This window comes from Novosphingobium clariflavum, assembly GCF_026420865.1.
Classification (GTDB): Bacteria; Pseudomonadota; Alphaproteobacteria; order Sphingomonadales; family Sphingomonadaceae; genus Novosphingobium; species Novosphingobium clariflavum.
Genome location: NZ_JAPCWC010000001.1, coordinates 286,334 through 308,751, shown reverse-complemented (window position 1 = coordinate 308,751; position 22,418 = coordinate 286,334). Strand labels below are relative to the sequence as shown.

21 protein-coding genes are annotated in these 22,418 nt (G+C 66.7%); 5 read left to right on the top strand and 16 right to left on the bottom strand.

Translation table 11 applies throughout. The annotated features are described in order from the left end of the window. Positions 1–103: 103 nt before the first annotated feature. The 4 genes from OKA11_RS01235 (at position 104) to OKA11_RS01220 (ending at position 4,534) form a co-directional block, all read left to right on the top strand. Positions 104–2,068, top strand: coding sequence for a TolB family protein (locus OKA11_RS01235; RefSeq protein WP_267218408.1), 1,965 nt, complete (start codon positions 104–106; stop codon positions 2,066–2,068). 148 nt (positions 2,069–2,216) lie between these two features. Continuing rightward, positions 2,217–2,834 carry a YceI family protein gene (locus OKA11_RS01230; RefSeq protein WP_267218407.1) on the top strand — a complete coding sequence of 206 codons (618 nt, stop codon included), beginning with the start codon at positions 2,217–2,219 and terminating at the stop codon, positions 2,832–2,834. An 87-nt stretch (positions 2,835–2,921) separates the two neighbouring features. After that, positions 2,922–3,923, top strand: a complete 1,002-nt coding sequence (locus tag OKA11_RS01225) for a glutathione S-transferase family protein (protein ID WP_267218406.1) — start codon at positions 2,922–2,924, stop codon at positions 3,921–3,923. Then, the gene (locus tag OKA11_RS01220; protein WP_267218405.1) at positions 3,920–4,534 is read left to right on the top strand and encodes an alpha/beta hydrolase; all 615 of its coding nucleotides are present in this window, start codon (positions 3,920–3,922) and stop codon (positions 4,532–4,534) included. Before OKA11_RS01225 ends, OKA11_RS01220 begins: the two co-directional genes overlap by 4 nt. A 5-nt stretch (positions 4,535–4,539) precedes the next feature. On the opposite strand, the gene OKA11_RS01215 is transcribed toward OKA11_RS01220, so the two are convergent. From OKA11_RS01215 to OKA11_RS01145, 15 genes are all read right to left on the bottom strand, one after another. After that, positions 4,540–5,433, bottom strand: a complete 894-nt coding sequence (locus OKA11_RS01215) for a bestrophin family protein (protein WP_267218404.1) — start codon at positions 5,431–5,433, stop codon at positions 4,540–4,542. Positions 5,434–5,442: 9 nt separating this feature from the next. Next, positions 5,443–5,814, bottom strand: a complete 372-nt coding sequence (locus tag OKA11_RS01210; RefSeq protein WP_267218403.1) for a gamma-glutamylcyclotransferase family protein — start codon at positions 5,812–5,814, stop codon at positions 5,443–5,445. A 10-nt stretch (positions 5,815–5,824) separates the two neighbouring features. Then, complete coding sequence (locus tag OKA11_RS01205; protein WP_267218402.1) at positions 5,825–7,234, bottom strand: aldehyde dehydrogenase family protein; 1,410 nt, start codon at positions 7,232–7,234, stop codon at positions 5,825–5,827. 181 nt (positions 7,235–7,415) lie between these two features. Then, positions 7,416–8,345 (bottom strand): Vgb family protein, encoded by a 930-nt coding sequence (locus OKA11_RS01200; RefSeq protein WP_267218401.1) that lies wholly within the window; start codon positions 8,343–8,345, stop codon positions 7,416–7,418. Positions 8,346–8,373: 28 nt separating this feature from the next. Continuing rightward, on the bottom strand, positions 8,374–10,143 hold the full coding sequence (gene atzF, locus OKA11_RS01195; protein WP_267218400.1) for an allophanate hydrolase: 1,770 nt from the start codon (positions 10,141–10,143) through the stop codon (positions 8,374–8,376). Next, the gene (gene uca / locus OKA11_RS01190) at positions 10,140–13,736 is read right to left on the bottom strand and encodes an urea carboxylase (RefSeq protein WP_267218399.1); all 3,597 of its coding nucleotides are present in this window, start codon (positions 13,734–13,736) and stop codon (positions 10,140–10,142) included. The genes atzF and uca overlap by 4 nt, the downstream gene beginning before the upstream one ends. Further along, positions 13,733–14,368 carry an urea amidolyase associated protein UAAP2 gene (locus OKA11_RS01185; RefSeq protein WP_267218398.1) on the bottom strand — a complete coding sequence of 212 codons (636 nt, stop codon included), beginning with the start codon at positions 14,366–14,368 and terminating at the stop codon, positions 13,733–13,735. Before OKA11_RS01185 ends, uca begins: the two co-directional genes overlap by 4 nt. A gap of 14 nt (positions 14,369–14,382) precedes the next feature. Next, a complete protein-coding gene (locus OKA11_RS01180; protein ID WP_267218397.1) occupies positions 14,383–15,207 on the bottom strand; it encodes an urea amidolyase associated protein UAAP1 in 825 nt (274 codons plus the stop codon). Next, positions 15,207–15,680, bottom strand: coding sequence for a CopG family ribbon-helix-helix protein (locus OKA11_RS01175; RefSeq protein WP_207080276.1), 474 nt, complete (start codon positions 15,678–15,680; stop codon positions 15,207–15,209). Before OKA11_RS01175 ends, OKA11_RS01180 begins: the two co-directional genes overlap by 1 nt. Positions 15,681–15,707: 27 nt before the next feature. Then, complete coding sequence (locus OKA11_RS01170; protein WP_267218396.1) at positions 15,708–16,475, bottom strand: ATP-binding cassette domain-containing protein; 768 nt, start codon at positions 16,473–16,475, stop codon at positions 15,708–15,710. Continuing rightward, positions 16,472–17,287 (bottom strand): ABC transporter permease, encoded by an 816-nt coding sequence (locus OKA11_RS01165; RefSeq protein ID WP_267218395.1) that lies wholly within the window; start codon positions 17,285–17,287, stop codon positions 16,472–16,474. Before OKA11_RS01165 ends, OKA11_RS01170 begins: the two co-directional genes overlap by 4 nt. 40 nt (positions 17,288–17,327) lie before the next feature. Next, positions 17,328–18,407 carry a putative urea ABC transporter substrate-binding protein gene (locus OKA11_RS01160; RefSeq protein ID WP_267218394.1) on the bottom strand — a complete coding sequence of 360 codons (1,080 nt, stop codon included), beginning with the start codon at positions 18,405–18,407 and terminating at the stop codon, positions 17,328–17,330. A gap of 121 nt (positions 18,408–18,528) precedes the next feature. Further along, the gene (locus tag OKA11_RS01155) at positions 18,529–19,002 is read right to left on the bottom strand and encodes a CopG family ribbon-helix-helix protein (protein WP_379489413.1); all 474 of its coding nucleotides are present in this window, start codon (positions 19,000–19,002) and stop codon (positions 18,529–18,531) included. Between the two features lie 259 nt (positions 19,003–19,261). Further along, positions 19,262–19,558: a putative quinol monooxygenase gene (locus OKA11_RS01150; RefSeq protein WP_267218392.1), complete on the bottom strand. Its 297-nt coding sequence runs from the start codon at positions 19,556–19,558 to the stop codon at positions 19,262–19,264. A 79-nt stretch (positions 19,559–19,637) separates the two neighbouring features. Beyond that, positions 19,638–20,429: a type 1 glutamine amidotransferase domain-containing protein gene (locus OKA11_RS01145; RefSeq protein ID WP_267218391.1), complete on the bottom strand. Its 792-nt coding sequence runs from the start codon at positions 20,427–20,429 to the stop codon at positions 19,638–19,640. 121 nt (positions 20,430–20,550) lie between these two features. On the opposite strand from OKA11_RS01145, the gene OKA11_RS01140 reads away from it, so the two are divergent. After that, the gene (locus tag OKA11_RS01140) at positions 20,551–21,453 is read left to right on the top strand and encodes a LysR substrate-binding domain-containing protein (RefSeq protein WP_267218390.1); all 903 of its coding nucleotides are present in this window, start codon (positions 20,551–20,553) and stop codon (positions 21,451–21,453) included. Positions 21,454–21,460: 7 nt separating this feature from the next. Here OKA11_RS01140 and OKA11_RS01135 read toward each other — a convergent pair whose 3' ends face one another. Then, the gene (locus OKA11_RS01135) at positions 21,461–22,417 is read right to left on the bottom strand and encodes a fumarylacetoacetate hydrolase family protein (RefSeq protein ID WP_267218388.1); all 957 of its coding nucleotides are present in this window, start codon (positions 22,415–22,417) and stop codon (positions 21,461–21,463) included. Position 22,418: the final 1 nt, after the last annotated feature.

Sequence of the window (22,418 nt, the reverse complement as noted above, 5' to 3'; positions counted from 1 at the left end):
TCGCGCCCAGATCGCTTCCCGCGAGCCCCCCAGCACCCAGCCCGCCAGCCCGCACCCGTCCGTCGCTGCGCCGCCGGATGGACCAATTTCGAGAAGAACCGTCATGTCCCGATCCGCACGCATCCCCCTCGTTCTGGCCAGTCTTGGCACCGCGCTCGCGCCGCTTGGCGCATTTTCCGCACCGGCAGCGGGCACAGCGGTGCCCGCGCCCCCCAAACCCGAACGGGTGACCGTCTCCGCGCTCCCCCTCCCCCCCACCGCGCCGTCCGAAGCCGCGGGGGCCTGCACGAAGCTGGTCAACCCGCGCGGGACCGGCTGCATGACCGCCGCCGACGACGGGATTGTCGAAGGCCCGGCCTACATGGGCGATGGGCGGCACGTGCTGCTCACCGTCCAGTTTGCGGGCGCTGCCGCCGGGGATCCGACCCACGACGGGCCGCAGGTGATCGCGGTCCGCACCGACGGCACCGTCTTTTCGAACGGCGATGGCTGGAAATGCATCACCTGCGGGGTTCCGGCAGAGGCGCGCCGCGATGCCAACCCGGCCAGCACCAACGAGCATGGACGCACCGTGCCGGCCGGAGCACCGTGGCTGAGTCTGGATCATCCCCAGGCTTTCCCCGGCGGCACCAGAATGATCGCGGGAACCAACGTCGTCGATTGCGGACGATACCGGCTTGCCGACGAGCGCTGCACGCCCGATCGCATCCGCATCTATCCGATCCGCTGGAACACCAGCGCGGACGGCTCCGGCCCCGGGGGCTCGATGCGCGAGCTGCGGCTCAATCCCGATGGCCGCCATCTGATGTGGAGCCACATGATCGCGACGGGGCCCGACATCGACCAGCACGGGTTGGTCGGCACGCTGCGCTTCAACCCCGCGCCGCGCAGCGGGCTGCCGCTGGTCCCGCGCTACGAACTCGGCGACGTCCAGGTGCTGACCAATGGCCGCTCCCCCGAATTTGCCGCCTTTCGCGAAGATCCCAAAAGGCCGGGCGTGCTGATCCACAACCCGGTCAAGGGCGCGATCGGCGAAGCCCGGGGCTGGACCCGCGACGGCCGCAACGCGGTCGGCATGGGCATTCCCGAATCCGGCAACGTCGACATGTTCATCACCGACCTGCAATCCGGCCATTCGCACCGGCTGACATCGGCCCCCGGCTATGCCGATCCGATCCTGATGTCACCCGACGACAAGTGGCTCGTGGTCTTCGACAACCGCACCGTCGAGCGCCACATGTACTACGGCGCCATGCAGGGCATCCCGCCACTGACCGACGAACTGACGCGCATGGTCATGCTCAGCGCGCGGTATGGCTATCGCAACGGCATGCGCCGCTTCTTCCAGCCGATCCTGATCGACCGCTGGGGCGACCGGGGCACGTATCGCGGGCAGCAGCTCAATGCCGGAAACGGCGCGCCGGGCAGCGCTAGCGATCCCGACTGGAACGCCCGCGCCGATCCGGCCTGGTCGCCCGACGGGACGGACGTCGTCTACTGGCAGGCGCAAGTGATCTCGCCCGATTGCGGCGGCGCCAATCCGCTCCCCTGCCCGGCCTCCAGCGAACCGGGCGGACGGCGGACCCGGCTCATGATTGCGCGCCTGCCCGATCGGACCGCGCTGCCGCTTGGCCGCAAGGCGGCGCCGGGGGCCATTGCCGTGCCCTGGGGAACCCCCTACCGGGCCGGCGATCCGATGCCGAGGCGCTACCCGTCCGCCCCGGCCGGCCGCTTCACGATGGACGGGTGGAAGGGCGGCAAGGCCGAAGTGGAGATCCGCAAGACTGCGAGCGGGCGCATTTCCTTCGTGTCGGCCCGCTACGCGGGCTTCACCGACGACGGCGCCCATGTGATCGACGGCACCGAAAGCGCACAGCTCGTCATGAAGGACGGGCGCGCCCGGATCGTCTGGCACTCGGACCTGCGGGCGAGCGGGGCCCAGACCGGCACCAAGAAGACCACCGAACCCGGCGGTTTTGTCATCAGCCCGCTGGGCGAACCGCTGGACGGCGATCTTGTCACCACCATCGACGGCAAGACATACCGCAAGCCCGCGCCCGGCACCTGAGCTCGCAGCCGAACGGGACCGGCGCAGGCGGGCGCCGCGCCGGTTCCATTTCGTACCCTCAGTTGAAAGTCATGAAACATAAAGACGGATTATCCGGGCAATCGGGCGCGCCTATAGACGGCGGCAACCCCATCTCAGGAGCATCCCCTTGAAAGCCCTTCCCTTTGCCGCTTCGCTCGCCCTGCTCGTTCCCGTACTGGCCGCGCCCGCATTCCTGTCCGCCGCAGCCCCCGTCGCCCCCGAAACCATCGAGGCCGGCAGCTACAAGGTCGAAAGCAACCACACGCTGACCCAGTTTGCGGTGAACCACTTCGGCTTCAACGACTTCTTCGGCACGATCCCCGGCGCCACCGGCTCGCTCTCGCTCGATCCCAAGGCGCTGGGCAATGCCAAGCTGGACGTCTCGCTGCCGGTCGCGCGCATCTCCACCACCAATGCGACGCTCGATTCCGAGCTGGTGAGCGCCGACTGGTTCGACGCCGCCACCTACCCCACCATCCGCTTCGTCTCGCAGAAGGTGGAGCGCACCGGCGCCCGCACCGCCCGCATCACCGGCACGGTGACGATGCACGGCGTCAGCAAGCCGCTGGTGCTCGATGCCACCTTCGGCGGCGCCGGCGTCAACCCGATGGACAAGGCCTACACGATCGGCTTCGCCGCCACCGGCACGCTCAAGCGCTCGGACTTCGGCGTGAGCAAGTACGTGCCTGCCGTCAGCGACGAAGTGCAGATCCGCATCACCGCCGCCTTCGAAAAGGTCGGCTGATCGCCTGAACCGGGAGGGACCGCCAAGGCCCCTCCCGCCTCCCGCCTCCCGCCTCCCATCTCCCACCTCCCATCGCAAGGATCCTCCATGCTGGTCGACGGCAAGTGGACGGCGGACTGGCAGCCGGTCCAGTCCACCGACGAAAAGGGCGGTTTTGTCCGCCAGGTCTCCGGCTTCCGCAACTGGGTCACGACCGACGGCGCGGCGGGCCCCACCGGCACCGGCGGCTTCCGTGCCGAGGCAGGGCGCTATCACCTCTATGTCGCGCTGATCTGCCCCTGGGCCTCGCGCACCCTGATCGCCCGCACGCTCAAGGGCCTGGAAGAGGTGGTCAGCGTCAGCGTGGTCGAACCGATGCTGACCGAGGAAGGCTGGCGTTTCGGCGACTATCCCGGCAGCGACCGCGACCCGGTCCACGGCGCGCTCTACATGCACGAGATCTACACCCGCGCCGATCCCCGCTATACCGGCCGCGCGACGGTTCCGGTGCTGTGGGACCGCGAGACCGATACCATCGTCAACAACGAATCCGCCGACATCCTGCGCATGTTCAATTCCGGCTTCGGCGCCCTCGCCAGCGACCGGTTCGACCTCTGCCCGGCGGACCTGCGCGAGGCGATCGACGCCCTCAACGACGAGATCTATCCCCGCCTCAACAACGGCGTCTATCGCTGCGGGTTCGCGACGACGCAGCTGGCCTACGAGGAAGCCTTCGGCGACGTGTTCGGCGCGCTCGAGGATCTCGAACAGCGGCTGGCCGAGGGCGGTCCCTACCTGTTCGGCAGCCGGGTGACCGAAACCGACCTGCGCCTGTTCGTGACGCTGGTGCGCTTCGATGCGGCCTATCACGGCCTGTTCAAGTGCAACTTGCGCCGTATCGCCGACTATCCCGCGCTTTCGGCATACCAGACGCGCATGCTGGAGCTTCCCGGCCTGCGCGAAACCGTCAGCATCGATCACATCAAGCGCGGCTACTATTCGATCAAGGCGCTCAATCCCAACGGGATCGTGCCCCTCGGCCCGCAGCTTGCCGACTTCCCCCCACCGAACACCGCGCCGAAAACCGCCCCGGAGCAGACCTCATCGTGAGCACGTCCCTTGTCATCCTGCTCCACGGCGTCGGCAGCAACGGCGCCGACCTGGCCGGGCTCGGCCAGCTCTGGCGGCAGCAATTGCCCGAAGCGCGGTTCGTGTCCCCCGACGCGCCCTTCGCGTTCGACGGCGGCGGGGCGGGACGGCAGTGGTTCAGCCTTGCCGGCGTCACCGCCGACAACCGCCCGGCCCGTGTCGAGGCGGCCCGCGCCGCCTTCGACGGCGTGATCGCCCCGATCGTTGCCGCGCAGGGCTTCGAGGACCGGCTGGACCGCGTCGCGCTGGTCGGCTTTTCGCAAGGCACCATCATGGCGCTCGACGCGGTCGTCTCTGGTCGCTGGCCGGTGGCCGCACTGCTGGGCTATTCGGGCCGACTGGCGTCGCCCGGGCCGCTCGAGCCATCACCGCAAACGCGTGTTGCCCTGATCCACGGCGGCAGCGATCCGGTGATCCCGCCTGCCGAAACCACCGATGCCGCCGCGCGGCTTTCGGCCCTCGGCATCGCGGCCGACAGCACGATCCTGCCGGGCCTGGGCCACACCATCAGCCGTGAAGGCGCGGAAATCGGCGCCGCCTTCCTCGCCGCAGCGCTCGCCCCGACCGGCTGACGCCGTCAGCGCAGGACATCGCCTTCGGGTGCGAGCGGGGGCGGCAGGTCCGCCTCGCCCAGGATCGCCAGCATCTCGCGCTCGATGGTCCGCGCCATGGCATCGAGCGGCAGGTCGTTGGGTTCGAGGCCGAACGGATCTTCCAGCTGGTCGCCCAGCGCATCGAGCCCGAAGAACGTGTAGCTGACCAGCAGCACCGGCAGTAGGGTCCACCAGCCCAGCGTGCCCGCCAGCGCAAACGGCAGGGCCAGGCAGAAGATATAGGCCGTGCGGTGCAGCAGCAGCGAGTAGCTGAACGGCACCGGGGTCAGCGCGATGCGCTCGCAGCCCGCCTGCACCTGGGCCATGAGGTGCAGTTGTTCCTCGATCAGCGAATGGTGGATCGGCGCGATACGGCCCTCGCGCATCAGCGTGAGGCAGTGCTGGCCGATCCCGTGGAGCAGGGCGTCGGTCGGGTTCACCGCCGTCACCGGGGCGCCCTCGCAGTGGCGGGCAATGGCGGCCGGTTCATCGCCTCCGCGCAGCCGCGCGGCGAGCCCTGCGGCAAAACCGGCGGCGCCCGTCAGCACCAGGCGGCGCTCCGCCTCGTCGAGGATCGAGACGCGCCGGGCCAGCGAGCGGCAGGCAATCACCAGCGATCCCCAGAGCTTGCGCCCTTCCCACCAGCGGTCGTAGCAGGCGTTGTTGCGGAAGCTCATGAAGATCGACAGGGCAATGCCGATCAGCGTGAAGGGAATGGCGCTGATCTGCGCGAACAGGCCCGGACGCGCCTCGGCCGCAAGCACCGCGGCGATGGCAATCAGCGCGATGACCGCCAGCCGTCCCGCGATCCGGGGCAGGATCGACCCGCTGAGTGCGAAGGCGACTTCCCACAGGCCGGGCTTGGGCCGGACGATCACGGCGCCGCCCTATCCGCGCGCGCTGACGGGATCGCCATAGACGAACGCCACCCAGCCCGAGCGCAGGGTCACCGGATGGCGGATATAGTCCACCTCGTAGTCGTCGGCGCGGGCGAGTTCCTCGGCGGTGAGGCGGAAGACCACGCCTTCCACGGCATCCTCGGGATCGTCGCTGCGCTCGACCATCGGGTGCCAGCGCTTGCCGCTCTTGGCGATGACGTCGGGATCGGTGATCTCGATCAGCCGGCTGCGCCAGCCGGCCATGGCATCCGGCTCGCCTTCGAGCAGCCGCCCGAACAGCGCCTGCTGCACTTCGCTCTGGCGCAGGGTGCCATAGGAAAAGACGAGGATATCCTTCACGCGTTCCACTTTTTCACTCACGCCCGATTACTCACACCAGCGCCATGTTGACGATGCGGGGCTGGGTGAAATCCTCCATGCCCTCGACGCCCTGCTGGCGGCCGATGCCCGATTGTTTTGCCCCGCCGAAGGGTACGTCCCACGGCAGGTCGAGATGACGGTTGACCCAGACCGTGCCGCACTCGACCCGTGAGGCGACCGCAAGGCCGCGCTCGGCGTCGCCCGTCCAGATGCTGGCGGCAAGGCCGTATTCGCTGGCGTTGACTTGCGCAACCGCCGCGTCGAGATCGTCGTAGGCCTGCACCGGCAGGACCGGGCCGAACTGCTCCTCGCGCACCAGGCGGGCATCGTCGGGCAGGTCGCGCACGATGGTCGGCGCGATGAAAAAGCCCTCGCCCGGAACCGGGGCGCCGCCGGCAACGATGGTGCCCTGCTCGCGCGCCTCGGCAATGTAGGCCTGCACTTTCTCGAACTGGGTGCGGTTCTGGATCGGGCCGATGGTGGTGCCCTGCACCATGCCGTCGCCGATCACCGCCGCGCGGGCCAGTTCGGCAAGCGCGTCGCACAGCGCATCGACCTTGCCGCGCGGGACATAGACCCGCTTGATGGCAAGGCAGACCTGGCCGGAATTGGTCGTCGCGCCCGAGTAGATATGCGGGGCGATCGTGGCGATGTCGGCATCGTCGAGCACCAGCGCGGCGTCGTTGCCGCCGAGTTCGAGCGTGAAGCGCTTGAGGGTGTCGGCCGCGCTGGCCAGCACTTTCCTGCCGGTCGGGGTGGAGCCGGTGAAGCTGACATGGGCGACGCCGGGATGACGGCTGAGCAGCGCGCCCAGGTCGTTGGCGTCGGTGAGGGTCTGGAACACCCCGGCGGGCAGCACCGAGGCGGCGACTTCGCCCAGCAGCAGCGTTGCCAGCGGGGTCGACGGGGCGGGCTTGGCGATGAGGACATTGCCGGTGACCAGCGCCGGCGCCATCTTCACGGCGAGCAGCAGCAACGGGTAGTTCCACGGCGTGATCGCCGCGACCACGCCCAGCGGATAGCGCTGCTCGACGATGCGCTCCTGCGCGGTTTCCCGCAGGACACGCGGCTCCAGCTGCTGCTGCGCGTAGTAGGCGAAGGCGGAAACACTGGCGGCCACTTCGCCGCGCGCCTGATCGAGCGGCTTGCCCTGCTCCAGCGTCAGGATGCGCGCGAAATCCTCGGCCCGCACCTCGATCGCGGCGGCCAGACGCTCCAGAAATGCGCCGCGCTCGGCATAGCCCAGCGCCGCCCAGACCGGAAATGCCCGGCGGGCAGCGGCAATGGCCTGCTCGGCCTGCGCTTCGTCGGCACGCGGCGCCTGCGCGAAGACGCGCCCGGTCGCCGGGTTGACGACTTCAAGCGTCGAAGCGCCCGGCACAAGCGTGCCGCCGATGAGAAGTTGGTAGTCCATGCGCATAACCTCGGGGGGCCGACAGAGGGGCCCGCAGGCGCATGCGCCAAAAGCCGGGCGGCGGCAACCCCGCAGGCTCGGTTGTCCGCCCACAACCTGCAAAACTGCGCCGGATCCCATTGCCGCTTCGGCAAAAATCGCGCCAATGGGACGCTCAGGTCATGCTCAGCCCCGCTTCAGGGCTGTTCTACTTCCCGAAAAGGACGGACTTGGGCCACCATGTCAGCGTGTGCTGGTCGTGCGCCGTGGTCCAGAGCCCCTCAGCCGTATACCGCAGCGCCCCGCTGCCGGCGGCCTTGCCAGCGCGCCTTTCGACCGTCATCGTCGCCGGATCGATGGCGACAAAGACCTGATCGTCGGTCGTGCGCAGCCAGACCTTGCCGCCGCCGGTATCGATATCGCCCCACTTGAGGTTGGCGCCCACCTTGATGCGGCCGGTAACGGTGACGCTGGCGGGATCGATCCGAGCGACCGTGCCGTCACCCTGTTCCTGCACCCAGACGCCGCCTTCCCCGGCGGCCAGGAAGCCCGGTTCCTTGCCCAGCGGCACCTTGCCGACGACGCTGTTGGTGGCCGGATCGATGCGCTGCAAGGTCTGCTGCGTGGCGCTCACTGCCCAGAGCGAGCCGAGTCCGAACGAGAGATACCAGGTGCCCGGATCGACCGTTACCGAACTCGCCACGGCATTGGTGGCAGGATCGATCCGCGCGATCCTGCCGGCCGCGTCGCTGGCGACCCAGATCGAACCCGCCCCGGCCACGACGTTCAACTCGCCCGCCGGATTGGCAATGCCGGTGGGGATCGTCGCGAGCAGCTTGGCGGTCTTCACGTCGATGCGCTTGACCGCGCCTTCCTTGCAATCCGCCACCCACAGCGAGCCCTCGGCAATCGCCATGGCGCCGCAGGGGCGGGTCATCGGCACTTCGGCGAGCTTGCCGTCGCGCGACCATTGCTCGACCTTGCCGCGATTGGTGGCCCAGACGGTCTTGCCGTCCACCGCCAGGAAATCCGCGAAGCCCGGCACCTCGATGACCTGCTCTTGCTGAGCATGGGCGGTGGCCGAAATCGTCGCAAAAGCACCGGCTGCCGCCAGAGCCATCAATCCGAACTTGCGCATGTTTCCCCCTTCGGGCTTGGCGACAGGATCAGGCAGCGCGGGCGATGAAGGCGCGCCAGCCGCCGAGGCTGGTGATGTCTTCGGCCCCCGTGATCGCGCGCGGTTCGGCCACGAAGCCTTTCACGCTGGAGCCATCGGCCAGCGTCACCGTGCCGATGGCGAGCGGCGCGGGCACTTCGACGACGAAGCTGCCGAATTCGGCCACGCCCAGTTCGTAGACTTCGACGGCGATCGGCGCACCGTCCTCGCTATGGATCAGCGCGGGCTTGGGCGGCACGCTGTCGGCCATGGCGTAGAGGCGGTAGCTGGGCGCGGTCTCGAAAGCGCCGACGAACTTGGCATCGCGCGAGGTCAGCTGCCAGTGGAGCGGCATGTCCTTGAGATGGGCACCGACGACGGCGAGTTTCACAGTCTGCATCTTTCCCTCCAGATCGAGTGATGGCGGCGGCGGAAGATCCGCGACCGAAAGGTAGGCGTCGGCCACGTCCAGCAGGGCGCGGTCGGTGTCGGCAGGGCCGATCAGGGTGATCCCGAAGCCCGTGGCATTGGCGCGAATGCCTGCGGGCACGGCCAGCGCGGCCATGTCGAGCAGGTTCACGAAATTGGTGTAGAGCCCGAGATTGCTGTTGAGCGCGACCGGTGCCGCCAGCAGTTCGGACACCCGGTAGGTCGTCCCCGTGGTCGGGAAGGCCATCATGTCGATGTCCCCCCACAGCAGGTCCGCATGACGCTTGATCGCGGCAAGGCGGTACATGCCATTGAACAGCTCCACCGCGCTGACATCCGCGCCGGGCTCGACGATGGAGCGCACGGTCGGGTCGATGGCATCGGGGTTTGCCGCCAAGAGCGCCGCGACCGCGGCGGTACGCTCGGCCACCCAGGGACCGCCGTAAAGCAGCTGGGCGGCCTCCAGCAGCGGGGCGAGGTCGATCTCGACGAGTTCGCCAAGCTGCGCGAGGTTTTCCAGCGCGCGGTCGTAGAGGAATTCGGATTCGGCATCGCCGAACCACACGCGCTGCGCGCGGCGCGGCACGCCGATGCGCTTGCTGCCGAGCGGCTTATCGGCCAGCGGCTTCGAATAAGCATCGGCCTCGTCGAACGCCGCCACGACGCTGTCGACCAGCCGCGCGTCGGCTGTATCGTCGGTGAAGACAGTGATGCAGTCGAGCGTGCGGCAGGCCGGGACGAGGCCTTGCGTGCTCCAGCGGCCCTTGGTGGGCTTGAAGCCGATCAGGTGGTTGAACGCTGCGGGAACGCGGCCCGAACCGGCAGTATCGGTGCCCAGCGCAAAGGCCACCAGCCCCGCCGCGACGGTGACCGACGAGCCAGAACTTGACCCGCCGCTGACATAGGCAAGGTTGGAGGCATTGCGCGGAATGCCGTAAGGGCTGCGGGTGCCGACAAGGCCGGTGGCGAACTGATCGAGGTTGGTCTTGCCGATGCAGAGCGCGCCCGCTGCCAGCAGCCGCGCGACCACCGTTGCCGAGGCATCGGGGCGATAGGCGAAGTCCGGGCAGGCCGCCGTGGTATCGAGGCCCTCGACATCGATATTGTCCTTCACCGCGAAGGGCACGCCCGCCAGCGGCAGGCTTTCCCCGGCGGCCACGCGGGCATCGATGGCGCGGGCAGCGGCGAGAAGATCCTCGCGCGCCGCGCGGCTGATCCAGATCTGCGGCTGAACGGCATCGTATGCCTCGACCCTTGCAAGGGTATCCTCGGCCACGGCCAGCGCGCTGGTGCGGCCCGCGTTGACGGCAGCGGCGATTTCCGTCGCGCTCAAACGATCTGGCCCGCTCATGCGTGCTGCCTCAGCGCAAGCATCGGGGCGCCGGGTTGCAGCGACTGCCCTTCACGCATGTAGAGAACTTCGACCGTGCCCCGGCCGGGGCTTTCCACCGGACATTCCATTTTCATAGCCTCGATCACGGCGATCTTGTCGCCCGCTTCCACCACGTCGCCCGCGGAGACGAGCAGCATCGAGACGACACCGCCGTAGGGCGCCTCGACCAGATTGGAGCCGTCCGGCACCTCGATCACCGCTTCCGCCGCCACTTCGGCTTCGGCGGCATCGGCGGCGTGATCGAACTCGCCCCGGCGATGCCAGTCGGCGCGTTCCTCGTCGAAGGCGGCCTGTCGCTTTGCCTCGAATTCGGCGATGCCCTCGGCATTCTCGGCGAGATAGGCGCGGTAGTCGGCCAGGCGGAATTCGGACGGCTCGATGCGGATCGAGCGGCGCCCCGCTGGGAATTCGCGGCGCCAGTCGGCCAGTTCGTCGGCGCTGACGGGATAGAAGCGGATCTGGTCGAAGAAGCGCAGCAGCCAGGGTTTGCCTTCGGTAAAGGCGTCGGTCTGGCGGTACGTGTTCCAGACCTGCAGCGTGCGCCCGAAGAGCTGGTAGCCGCCCGGCCCTTCCATGCCGTAGATGCACATGTAGGCGCCGCCGATGCCCACCACGTTGGGCGGGGTCCAGGTGCGGGCGGGGTTGTACTTGGTGGTGACCAGCCGGTGACGCGGATCGACCGGGGTGGCCACCGGTGCGCCCAGATAGACGTCGCCAAGGCCCATCACGAGGTAGTTCGCCTCGAAGATCAGGTTCTCCACCGCATCGGCATCGGCAAGGCCGTTGATGCGGCGAATGAACTCGATGTTGTCCGGGCACCAGGGCGCATCGTCGCGCACAGTGGCCATGTACTTCTCGATCGTCTCGATCGTCGCCGGATCGCGCCAGCTCAGCGGCAGGTGGACGATGCGCGAAGGGATCGCGAAGTCCTCCAGATCGCCCAGCCGCTCTTCCGCCGCGATCAGCATGGCGAGCGCGGCCTTCTGGTCCATCGCCTGCCCGTCGAAGTGCAGCTGGAGCGAGCGGATACCGGGCACCACGTCGATGATGCCGGGCAGCGCGAGCCGCTCCAGCTCGGTCATCAGCGCATGGACGCGGATGCGCAGCTCGATGTCGAGCACGATCGGGCCGTATTCGACCAGGATGTTGCGGTCGCCCTGCTGGCGGTAGACCGTGCGCGGACGGCCCGGACCTTCGGGGATTTCGGCAAGGATGGGCGAAAGCGTCTCGACCGGCCGTGCCGGCGACGAGGCCGGAACTGCGCCGGTTTCGACAAGACCGCGCTGCATGGCATCGGCCTCGGTCGCATCCGCGATGTTCACCGGCACGAAGCGCAGCTTGTCGCCCGGCGTCAGCTGGCCGATCTTCCAGCGGTCAGCGGCGATCACCACGAACGGGCAGACGAAGCCGCCAAGCGAGGGACCGTCGGGCCCGAGGATGATCGGCATGTCGCCGGTGAAGTCCACCGCGCCGATGGCGTAGGGGTTGTCGTGGATGTTCGAGGGGTGAAGCCCCGCCTCGCCGCCATCGGTGCGGGCCCAGCGCGGCTTGGGACCGATCAGGCGCACGCCGGTGCGGTTGGAGTTGTAGTGGACCTTCCATTCCGCCGCGAGGAAGGTCTCGACGTCATCGCCGGTGAAGAAGTCCGGCGCACCGTGCGGGCCGTAGAGCACACGCAGGGTCCAATCGGTCGAGATTTCGGGCAGGACCACTTCGGGCAGCGGCGCAGCGGTGGCGTCACCCGCCAGATGCAGCGTATCACCCGCGAGCAGACGGCGCGCGGCGTGGCCGCCGAACTGGCCGAGTTCGAAGGTGCTGCGGCTGCCGAGGTAAGGCGCGATATCGAACCCGCCCGCGAACAGCACATAGCCGCGCATGCCGCCGCTCGATGCCCGGCCCATCGCCAGCGTCTGGCCCGCCTGCACATCGGTGGGAATGCCGAGCGGCACCGCAGCGCCATCGAGCGTCGCGCCGAAGTCCGCACCCATGAGGCAGATGCGCGCCGCCGCCACGAAGGACAGCGTCGGGCCGGTCACGGTCGCTTCCAGACCGGCCGTGCCTTCCGGATTGCCGAGCAGACGGTTGCCGAGGCGGAACGACTGATCGTCCATCGGCCCCGAAGGCGGTACGCCCACGGCCCAGAGGTGCTGGCGGCCCGGCCAGTCCTGCACGGTCGTCGCCGTGCCGCCGCTGACCACGCGGATCGAATTGGGGTGATAGGTCACACCGTCCAGCACGCGGGTCGAGACCTCGCCGCTGGTGAAGGCGGGGGTGCGCACCACGTCGCGCAGCCAGCGCAAATTGGTCTCGATCCCGTCGACACGGCTGGCGTCGAGCGCCTTCTGCGCCGCTTCGACCGCCTCTTCGCGGCTCGGTGCGTGGACGATCAGCTTAGCCAGCATCGGATCGTACCAGGCGCTGACCGTGCTGCCTGCCGAGCACCATGTCTCGACGCGGATATCGGCGGGGAATTCCAGCGCCGTCAGCGTGCCCGAGGTCGGACGGTAATCGAGCGAAGGGTCTTCCGCATAGAGGCGCATCTGCACCGAATGGCCCTGCGGCTTCGGCGTCTCGCGGTCGAGGAAGGCGTAATCGCCCGCCGCGCCGCGCACCATCCATTCGACGAGATCGATGCCCATCACCATTTCGGTGACGCCGTGCTCGACCTGAAGGCGGGTGTTCATCTCGAGGAAGAAGAACTCGGCGCGGTCGGCATCGTAGAGGAACTCCACCGTCCCGGCCGAGCGGTAATTCGCGGCTTCGCCCAGACGGACGGCGGCGGCAAACAATTCGCTGCGCACGGATTCCGGCAGCAGCGGTGCGGGCGCTTCCTCGACCACTTTCTGGTTGCGACGCTGGAGCGAGCAGTCGCGCTCTCCCAGAGCCATGACGCGGCCCTGCCCGTCGCCGAAAAGCTGGACTTCGATGTGGCGCGCACGGCCGATGTAGCGTTCAAGGAAGACCCCGGCGTCGCCGAAGTTGCTCTGCCCCTGCCGCTTCACGGCGGCGAAGCCTTCGCGCAGGGCCGCCTCGTCCTCGCAGACGCGCATGCCGATGCCGCCGCCGCCCGCGGTGGCCTTGAGCATGACCGGATAACCGATCTTCGCGGCGGCGCCGACGGCCTCTTCCTCGTCGGTGAGCAGGTCGGTGCCCGGCGCCAGCGGCACGTCATGAGCCGAGGCCAGCGCGCGGGCGCTATGCTTGAGGCCGAACGTGCGGATATTGTCGGTGGTCGGGCCGACGAAGACGATCCCCGCTGCGGCACAGGCCTCGGCAAATTCGACATTCTCGGCCAGGAAGCCGTAGCCGGGATGGATCGCCCCGGCCCCGGTCTTCTTCGCCGCTGCGAGAATGGCGGGGATGTTGAGGTAGCTGTCGGAAGCCTTGGCGCCGCCGATGCAGACCGCCTCGTCCGCCTCGGAAACGTGATTGGAGCCTTCGTCCGCCTCGGAATAGACCGCCACGGACTTCAGGCCCATGCGGCGCAGCGTGCGGATGATGCGGGTGGCGATCGCGCCTCGGTTGGCGATCAGGACCGTGTCGAAGCTCATGCGGTGACAATCATCCGGACGGGGGTGGGGTTGAAACCGTTGCAGGGGTTGTTGACCTGCGGGCAGTTGGAAACGACGACGACGACGTCCATTTCCGCCCGCAGGTCCACAGTCAGGCCCGGCGCCGATATTCCATCGACGATGCCCAGCGACCCGTCCGGTTCGACCGGTACGTTCATGAAGAAGTTGATGTTGGAGACGATGTCCCGCTTGCCGCGCCCTTCGGTGAGGTTGGCTTCAAGGAAGTTCTCGACGCAGGCGTGCTCGGCCTTGGTGTGGTGGCCATAGCGCAGCGTGTTGGACTCGCAGGAGCAGGCACCGCCGATAGTGTCGTGGTATTCGACCGAAGTGGCGGCAATGGTCATCATCGGCCGGCCTTCATTGGAGAGCAGCCTGGTGCCGGCCCGCAGGAACAGGTTGCCTTGCGCGGAGACGGTATCCTGCGCGCTGTAGCGCTCGGCATCGTCCTCAGCCGAATAGAGCAGGAAATCGACGGCCTGGTTGCCTTCGAGATCGACGATGCGCAGCGTCTGTCCCGCCGCGACATGGTGCAGCCAGGGCGCGCGGGCCGGTACGACGACATCGTGGATCACGCTGCCGTCAAGGCCGGACATGTGGGGATCGGTGCTCATAATCCGGTGTCCTTTCAGCGGCGGAAGTAATCTTCGACGTTCTTGAAGGCGCGCAGGCCTTCGGGCGTGGCGGTGCGGACGGGATCGTTCTCGCCCGTCACTGCGCCGCGCCAGGCCGAGACGCGCAGCGGCGTCACCGACCAGTCCTCGCGCGGGTCCAGCACGTGGGGCACGTTGGCGATCACCACGATCACGTCCATCTCGGCGCGCAGGATCACGCTGCGGCCAGCCTCGTAAGGGCCAACGAGCGGGGTGATGGTGCCGTCGGCCTCGATCCGCGTGCCCTTGAACAGCGTCACGCAAGGATGCACGTCGCGGCGGCCGAGGCCGTGCTTCGCACTGCCCAGCAGGAAACGGTCACGGCCGTTGGGGTAAAGGCCGCTGTTGCTGCCATCGCCGTACTTGGCGGCATTGGTGGCCGCGTTCGAGGTGCCGCAGAACGTGTCATGCGTGCCCGCATCGTCTGCGAGGATGCTGAACAGCACCCGGCCCATGTCCGACAGCAGCAGCTTGCCTTCGCCGAGATAGGCGTTCCACTGCACCTTTACGGTATCGGCCACGTTGAGCCGTTCGGTCGGCATCTCGGCGTTGAACACCAGCAGCGAGGCGCAGGCATCGCCGCGCAGGTCGATCAGCCGCAGCCGGGTGCCGCGCGAAAGCCGCCGCGTGGCATAGCCGCCCGCAGCAATGGTCTCTTCCCAGACATGATCGCCGGGGGTGACGCCCATCGGCAGGTCGTCCGCCACCGGGGGCAGCACCGGCATGCTTTCGGCCACGGTGCCTTCCATGCTGCGTGCATGATCGCGGGCGGCCAGCGGGTTCGCGAGGACTTCGGACATCAGTGCGCTCCGTTCGAATGGGGGTGGCCGTCCTGCTCGTGGAGCGGCGGCAGAAGAGCGGTGGTGGTGACGAGTTCCAGCTGCTGCACGCCGCGGACCCGCCGGATGGCATCGCACAGTTCCTTCAGCCGCACGGCCGGGCCCTGGACGAGAAGAACTTCAAGCGACTGGTCATCCTCCAGTACGACATGCTGCGAGGAGATCACTTCCTTCAGATAACTGGCCTGGGTCTGTGACAGCAGATGGCGCACGCGGCCTTTTTCGCTGCGGTAAACGAGGGTGATGGTGCCCGCGAGCGTCTCGTCCGGGTGAACCAGCGAACCGTGTTCGGCAAGCGCGTGGCGGATCAGTTCGGCGATCAGCTGCGAACGGGACGGCAGGCCCCGTTCCGCAACCATCGTGTCGAGCTGTCTGAAGAGGTCTGCCGGGAGGCTCATGCTGAGCCGCGCCAGGCTTGCGGATTCGGAGCTCATATGCACCTCCTTCCAGTTATTACCTATTCAGTCAATGGTAATACTGACGCGCTCATCGGGAATATGCACGATGCGGTCCTTCAGCGGCAGGTCGTAGACCGCCGTGGCACCGAAACGGTGCGGCGCGTGCGGATCGTGGCGACGCTTGTCGAGCGCCAGAACCCGGGTTCCGAGGCTGAAGGCCTCGCGGATGTCATGGGTGACCATGACGATGGTCAGCCCGTAATCGCTCCACAAACGGCGGATCAGCGTGTGCATGTCCGCACGGATGCCGGGATCGAGCGCGCCGAACGGCTCGTCGAGCAGGAGGATGCGCGGGCGCTTCACCAGCGCCTGCGCGATGGCCAGCCGTTGCTGCATGCCGCCCGACATCTGCGCGGGATAAAGGTCGAGACTATCGCCAAGGCCGACTGCCTTCAGCATCTCCACCGCTTCCTCGCGGGCAGCGCGGCGACGGGCACCGAACAGCCGCGTGGCAATGGGCGACTTCTCGCATTCCATGCCCAGCATCGTGTTGCGCAGCGCCGACAGGTGCGGAAACACCGAATAGCGCTGGAAGACGATGCCGCGATCCGGCCCGCACTCGGCACGGAGCGGGGTTCCGTCCATCAGGATCTCGCCCTGGGTCGGGGCTTCCTGTCCGAGGATCAGGCGCAGAAAACTGCTCTTGCCCGCACCTGAGGGGCCGACGATGGAAACGAAGGAGCCGGCCTCGATGTCGAGCGTGAGTTTCTCGATGACGATCCTGTCGCCGTACTCGACCCAGACGTCCTTGAAACTGAGTAGCGTGTTCAATGGTTTTCTCCGTGTGCCCACGGGAACAACCGCTTGCTGAGGACCGTCAGCACCACGTCCATCACGATGGCCAGCACCGCGATCCAGGCGACGTAGGGAATGATCACGTCCATCGAAAGATAGCGGCGAACCAGGAAGATGCGGTAGCCGAGGCCCACGTCCGACGCGATCGCCTCGGCCGAGATGAGGAACACCCACGCCGGCCCTAGCGCCAGTCGCAGGGCGTGGAGCAGCCGAGGCATCGCCTGCGGCAAGGCCACGCGGATCATCACCTGCCAGCTGCTGGCCCCCAGTGTCTGGGCCTTGATGATCTGCTCCCTTGGCAGCGAGGCGACATGGGCGGCGATGTCGCGGATCATGACCGGCGCGATGCCGATGACGATCAGCGCCACTTTTGCCGTTTCGCCCAGTCCCAGCGCGATGAACAGGATCGGCAGGAGCGCGATCGGCGGGATCACCGCGATGCCCGTCACCAGCGGCCCGAACGTGGCCCTGACCGGCGGAAGCACACCCAGCGCAAGGCCGACCATCAGCGCCATCAGCGTCGAGATGCCGAGCCCGATACCAAGCCGCTGAAGGCTGGCGAGCGTGTCGGCCCAGAACACCAGTTGCCCGGAAAGCTGATCCGGCACGAACATCAGCGCCGACATGCTCTCGGCCATGCTGGAGGGCAGCGGCAGGATCTTGTCCGCCGGGTTCACGGCATGGCGGTTCGCCGCGAGGACAAGGTAGGCCAGGACCAGCAGCAGGATCGGCAGCGATCCCAGAAGCACACGGTCCCCTCGCCGGACTTGACGATTTACCCAACGCATAGCGGTCTTTTCACCTCGAGGATGCGAAAGTGCGAGACTCTCAGAGCTTGCCTTCGGCGGCCATCTTCATGAAGCTGTCGTCGAAGCGCAGCGTCACGTGCTGCGGGTCGCCAAGGGTCTTGCCGCCGGGGAAGGACATGCCCACCGCATCGGCGGACGCGGCGCCCTTGAACAGCCCCTTGGAAAAGCTGAAATCGCGCACGCGGGTCATCGTGGTGACGAGCGCAGGCGATTCCGTTGCGGCGACGGCGGCCTTCGGATCGGCGTAGAGGTAGGTGGTGGCAAGCTGGCCATCGAAAGCTTCAGGCGTCGATCCGGCCAGCTTCGCCATGGCCGCGCGCGCCGCCTTGCCCTCGGCATCCTGGCGCTTCATCAGCGCCACGGTTTCGTACCAGATACCGGCGAGCGCCTTGCCGAGCTTCGGATTGGCCTTCAGCGTCGCGGTGTCCACCGCCAGCAGATCGAGGATTTCGCCCGGAATATTGGCCGAGCTGAACACTTCCTTCGCGCCCAGCTGCCCCTTCATCACCGAAAGCTGCGGGTTCCACGCGACGGCTGCGGTCACGTCGGGGCTGGCGAAGGCGCCGACGATATCGGCGTCGGCCGTGTTCACGGTCTTGACGTCGTTGAGCGCCATTCCGGCCGAAGCGAGACCGCGGGCGAGCAGGTAGTGCGACACCGACAGCTCGACCAGATTGATCTGCTTGCCCTTGAGCGACTTCAGATCGCCGCCGCCCTTGAGCATGATACCGTCGTTACCGTTGGAGTAATCGCCGACGATGATCGCGCTGGTATCCTTGCCGCCCGCTGCCGGAATGGTCAGGGCGTCCATGTTGGCGACGGTAACGCCGTCCAGCTTGCCGGCAGTGTATTGATTGACCGATTCAACGTAGTCGTTCACCTGGACCACGTTGATCTTGAGGCCGTACTTGTCCGCCCACTTCTTCACGATGCCCGCCTGCTGGGCATAGGGCCAGGGCATCCAGCCGGCGTAGATCGACCATCCGATGTTGAACTCCGTGCGCGCCTTGGGCGCTTCGCCGGATTGCGAGCAGGCTGCGGTAAGAAGCACGCCCGCCAGCAATGCGGCCTTGGATATTCTGCGGATCGATACGATCATGACTCGGGTCCCCTTTCGCAGTGCAGCATTGCCGCGATTCGAAAGGTTGTCCATCGAAAATTATTACGTGATAGCGATTCTGTAATAACCCTCGCGCATCCGACCAGATTGGACTGCCCGATCAGGCCGTCGCTTCGCTTTTCACCTTGTGCCCGCGTGCGGCAAGGACTGGCCCGTCATGCACCGCGTCCTGCTCATGCAGAGGCGGCAGGAGCGCGGTGGTCGTCACCAGTTGCAGTTGGTGAACACCGCGAATGCTGCGCAGCGCATCGCACAGTTCCTTGAGCCGGGTCGCCGGTCCCTGCACCAGCAGGACTTCGAGGGACTGGTCATCCTCGAGGAAGACGTGCTGCGAGGAAATCACTTCCTTGAGGTAATCGGCCTGGCTCTGTGCCAGTTGCTGGCGTACCCGCCCTTTGTCACCGCGATAGACGATCGTGATCGTACCGGCGAGCATCTCTTCGGGCCGGGTGAGAGCCTCATGCTCAGCCAGCGCATGGCGGATCAGTTCGGAAATCAATTGCGAGCGAGAGGGCAGGCCGCGCTCTTCCACCATTGCATCAAGCTGGCGGAAAAGATCGGCAGGCAAGCTCATGCTGAGCCGGGCAAGACTGGCGGGATCGGCGCTCAAACTGCATCCCTTTCAACGATCATCGGTAACCTCGATTTCGAAACGTCCGGGTTCCAGCCTGCACTACGCGAAGAAATCGGCCGTACAGGGCGAGTACCGGGGGGCGAACGTCAAGAAACCCGCCCTACTCCAAGGGCCCGCAACATGACAGTCAAATCCTTGCTCTGCCGATAAGCCTCCGCCCCGTCGAAAATTGCCCCGACGACATTTTTCGGGCCGGCCCTCAGGCAACCGCAACCGGATCAAGCGTCAGGGCGCTGCGATCGGCAAGCGCGTTGATCCGGTCCAGATAATTCTGGAAGTGCGCGCTCGCCCGATGGGCCTCCACCGCCGCGCGATCCACATAGAGTTCGTCCAGCACAAAGCGTTCAGGCGTGGTCTGGTCCACCCAAAGGTCATAACGCAGATTGCCCGGTTCGTCCCGGCTGGCCGCTACCATACCGTCGAGCAAGGCCCGCAGGTCCGCCTGCCTGCCCGGCCTGGCGGTGAGAATTGCCATGATCTTCACGGTATCGGTCATTGTTTCTGTCCTTGCTGCCGGCCAGTCCGGCTGGCCGGTCCGGATGACCGGCGAAGCGCTTCGCCGGTCATCCACTGGCTCATGCATTCGCGCGACCAAGAGCCTCGATCAAGGCCTTGGCGACACCGTGGTCTGATCCCGGGTTCTGACCGGTGATCAGTTCACGATCGGTGACGACATGGGGTGCGAAGTCGACCGGGGTGACGATCACGCTACCGCCCGCGATGCCCAGCGCCTGCGGCATCTCGAAATGCATCTTTGCCTTGAAGACATGCTCCTCGACAAAAGCCTCTTCCGACGCCGAGAATATCGTCATCCGGTAGCCCGTGTAAGGCCAGTCCCCCGCCAGCTTGCGGGCACCTGCCTCATCGCCGGCGATCAGCGCCGCACGGAATGCAGGGGCCTGCGCCATCGCCGCGATCAGTGCGATCGGACCGTGGCACAGCAGCGCGGTAGGCTTGGACGCACGATGGAAATGACGCAGGATCGCACCGGCATCGGCATCCTGCATGAGATCGACAACCGGAGCGTGCCCGCCCGGCACAAAAAGTCCCGCAAATTGGTCGAGCCCCTGTTCGATCACCGCGCCCAGGCTGAGAACCGCGTTCATCGAAGGATCGCTCTCATAGAAAGCCCTGGCCCGCTCATGGGCGGCCACGTCATCACCGAAATGCATTGGCGAATCCGAAACCGGGTCAATGGTCGGCTTGCCGCCGTCCGGCGTTGCCAGAACGATCTCGTAGCCGGCGGCGATCAGCGCCATGACCGGCACAACGGTTTCGTTGAGATACTGGCCGATGTCGGCGTAGCCACCTTGCACTTCGACCCGCGTGGCGTTGGAGCCGAGAACGAGAACCTTACCCTTGGTCATCTGAACCTCCGAAAATTCGAAATTGGCGGGCGATCCGCCGATGCCTGCAAGATGGCCTTCCCGAGATCATTTCAGAACTTTATTTCTTGGATTTTAGATATATTCATGAGCATATATCTAAATGCGCTACGATCTCAATCTGCTGCCGATCTTTGTCGCCTTGATGGAAGAGCGGAGCGTGACCCGTGCGGCCGAGCGGCTCGGAATGACCCAGCCCGCGCTGTCGAACGCGCTCGCGCGGCTGCGGACCATGCTGCAGGACCAGTTGTTCATCCGCGAACGCTACGGCATCCAACCGACGCCGGTGGCGCTGGAACTGGCCCCTGCAATAGCGGACGCCCTTGCCCGCCTGGACGACGCCGTGCTCGGCCAGCAGGACTTCGATCCGACGCATGCGGAACGGCTCTTCACGATCGCGCCCAACGGCTATGTCGAGTTCGTGCTGGTGCCGGCCATCGTCGCGCGTCTGGCACAAGTTGCCCCCGGCATAAGACTGCGCCTGACGCCCTACGGCAACGACCTGAGCGAGACCGGCGTCATTTCCGGGACGACCGCGATGGTACTTGGCCGCATCGTCGATCCGCCGGACAATCTCGTCGTCCAGCACCTGATGGACGAGAGCCTTGAATGCGTGGTGCGCGCCGGTCATCCCCAGGTCGGCGAGGCAATCACGCGCGAGCAGTTCGAACAACTCCGCCATGTCAACGTCATGCCGCCCGGAAGGATCCGCGCGGGGGTGTTCCAGGCGCTCGCACAGCAGCAACTCAAGCGCGACGTGGCGATCTCGGTGACCAATTTCTTCGCCGTGGCGGAAATGGTCGCGGTGACCGACTATTGCACCACGCTGCCGCGCCTGATCTGCAATCGGCTGCGCCACGATCCGCGGCTCAAGGTCCTTCCGGCCCCGGTAGATCTAGGGCAGTTCCCGGTCGAGATCGCCTGGCACGTGCGCTATCGCCACGATCCGGCCCATCGCTGGCTGCGATCCCTGATCGGCGATGTGGTGCGGCAACTTGCAGCCTGAAGGCCGGCTAGCGGCAAACCTCCTGCTCGATCGCGCCGAACGGGGCCGTCCCGTCGGGCAGACGCGCTTCCATGCGAACGGTATCGCCATATGTCATGAATGGCGTTGACGGCTTGCCGTCGCGGATGATCTCGATCGCGCGCACTTCGGAAATGCAGCTGGAGCCAACCTCGGCATAGTTGGCATTCGAAACCGTGCCCGAACCGATCACCGTGCCCGCCGCCAGATCGCGCGTCAGCGCGGCGTGGGCGACGAGTTCATGGAACCCGAAATCCATCGCCGCGCCGTTTGCGGCGCCGAACCGCTTGCCATCAAGATCGACGAGCAGATCCATGCAGACCCGCCCTTCACGCCATGCCGTGCCCAGAGCATCGGGCGTGACCGCGAAAGGCGCCATCGAACAAGGCGGCTTGGCCTGTATCCAGCCGAACCCGGTCTTCATCTCGATCGGCGCGATGGCGCGCAGGGACCAGTCGTTGATCTGTACCACCAGCCTGATGTGCCCCAGTGCCTCATCCGCGCTGGTCCCCATCGGCACATGGTCGACGATCACCCCGAACTCGCCCTCGAAATCGATGCCGTGGGCCGGATCGGCAAACGGCACCGGTTCGCTGGGGCCATAGAAGCGATCCGAAATGCCCTGATACATCAACGGCCTGTCGGTATCGATCGGCGGCAACCCGAACGCGATCTGCATGAGTTCGCCGTGGGTGCCGAAGGCCGATCCATCCAGCCATTGCCAGGACCGCGGCATCGGCGCGCGAAGACGCGCAGGATCGAGCCGCCCTCCGCCGCCTGCCTCCAGCAGCGCCGCCAGCCGCAGCAGGTCGGGTTCGGCTGCCTGCCAGTCCTCCATGGCCGAAAGCAGGCTCAATCCCGCCGTCGCCAGATAGCGGGCGCCATCGGCCGAGACGACGACGAGTTCACCATCGGGACGGCCGTTTTCCAGCGTTGCAAGGCGCATG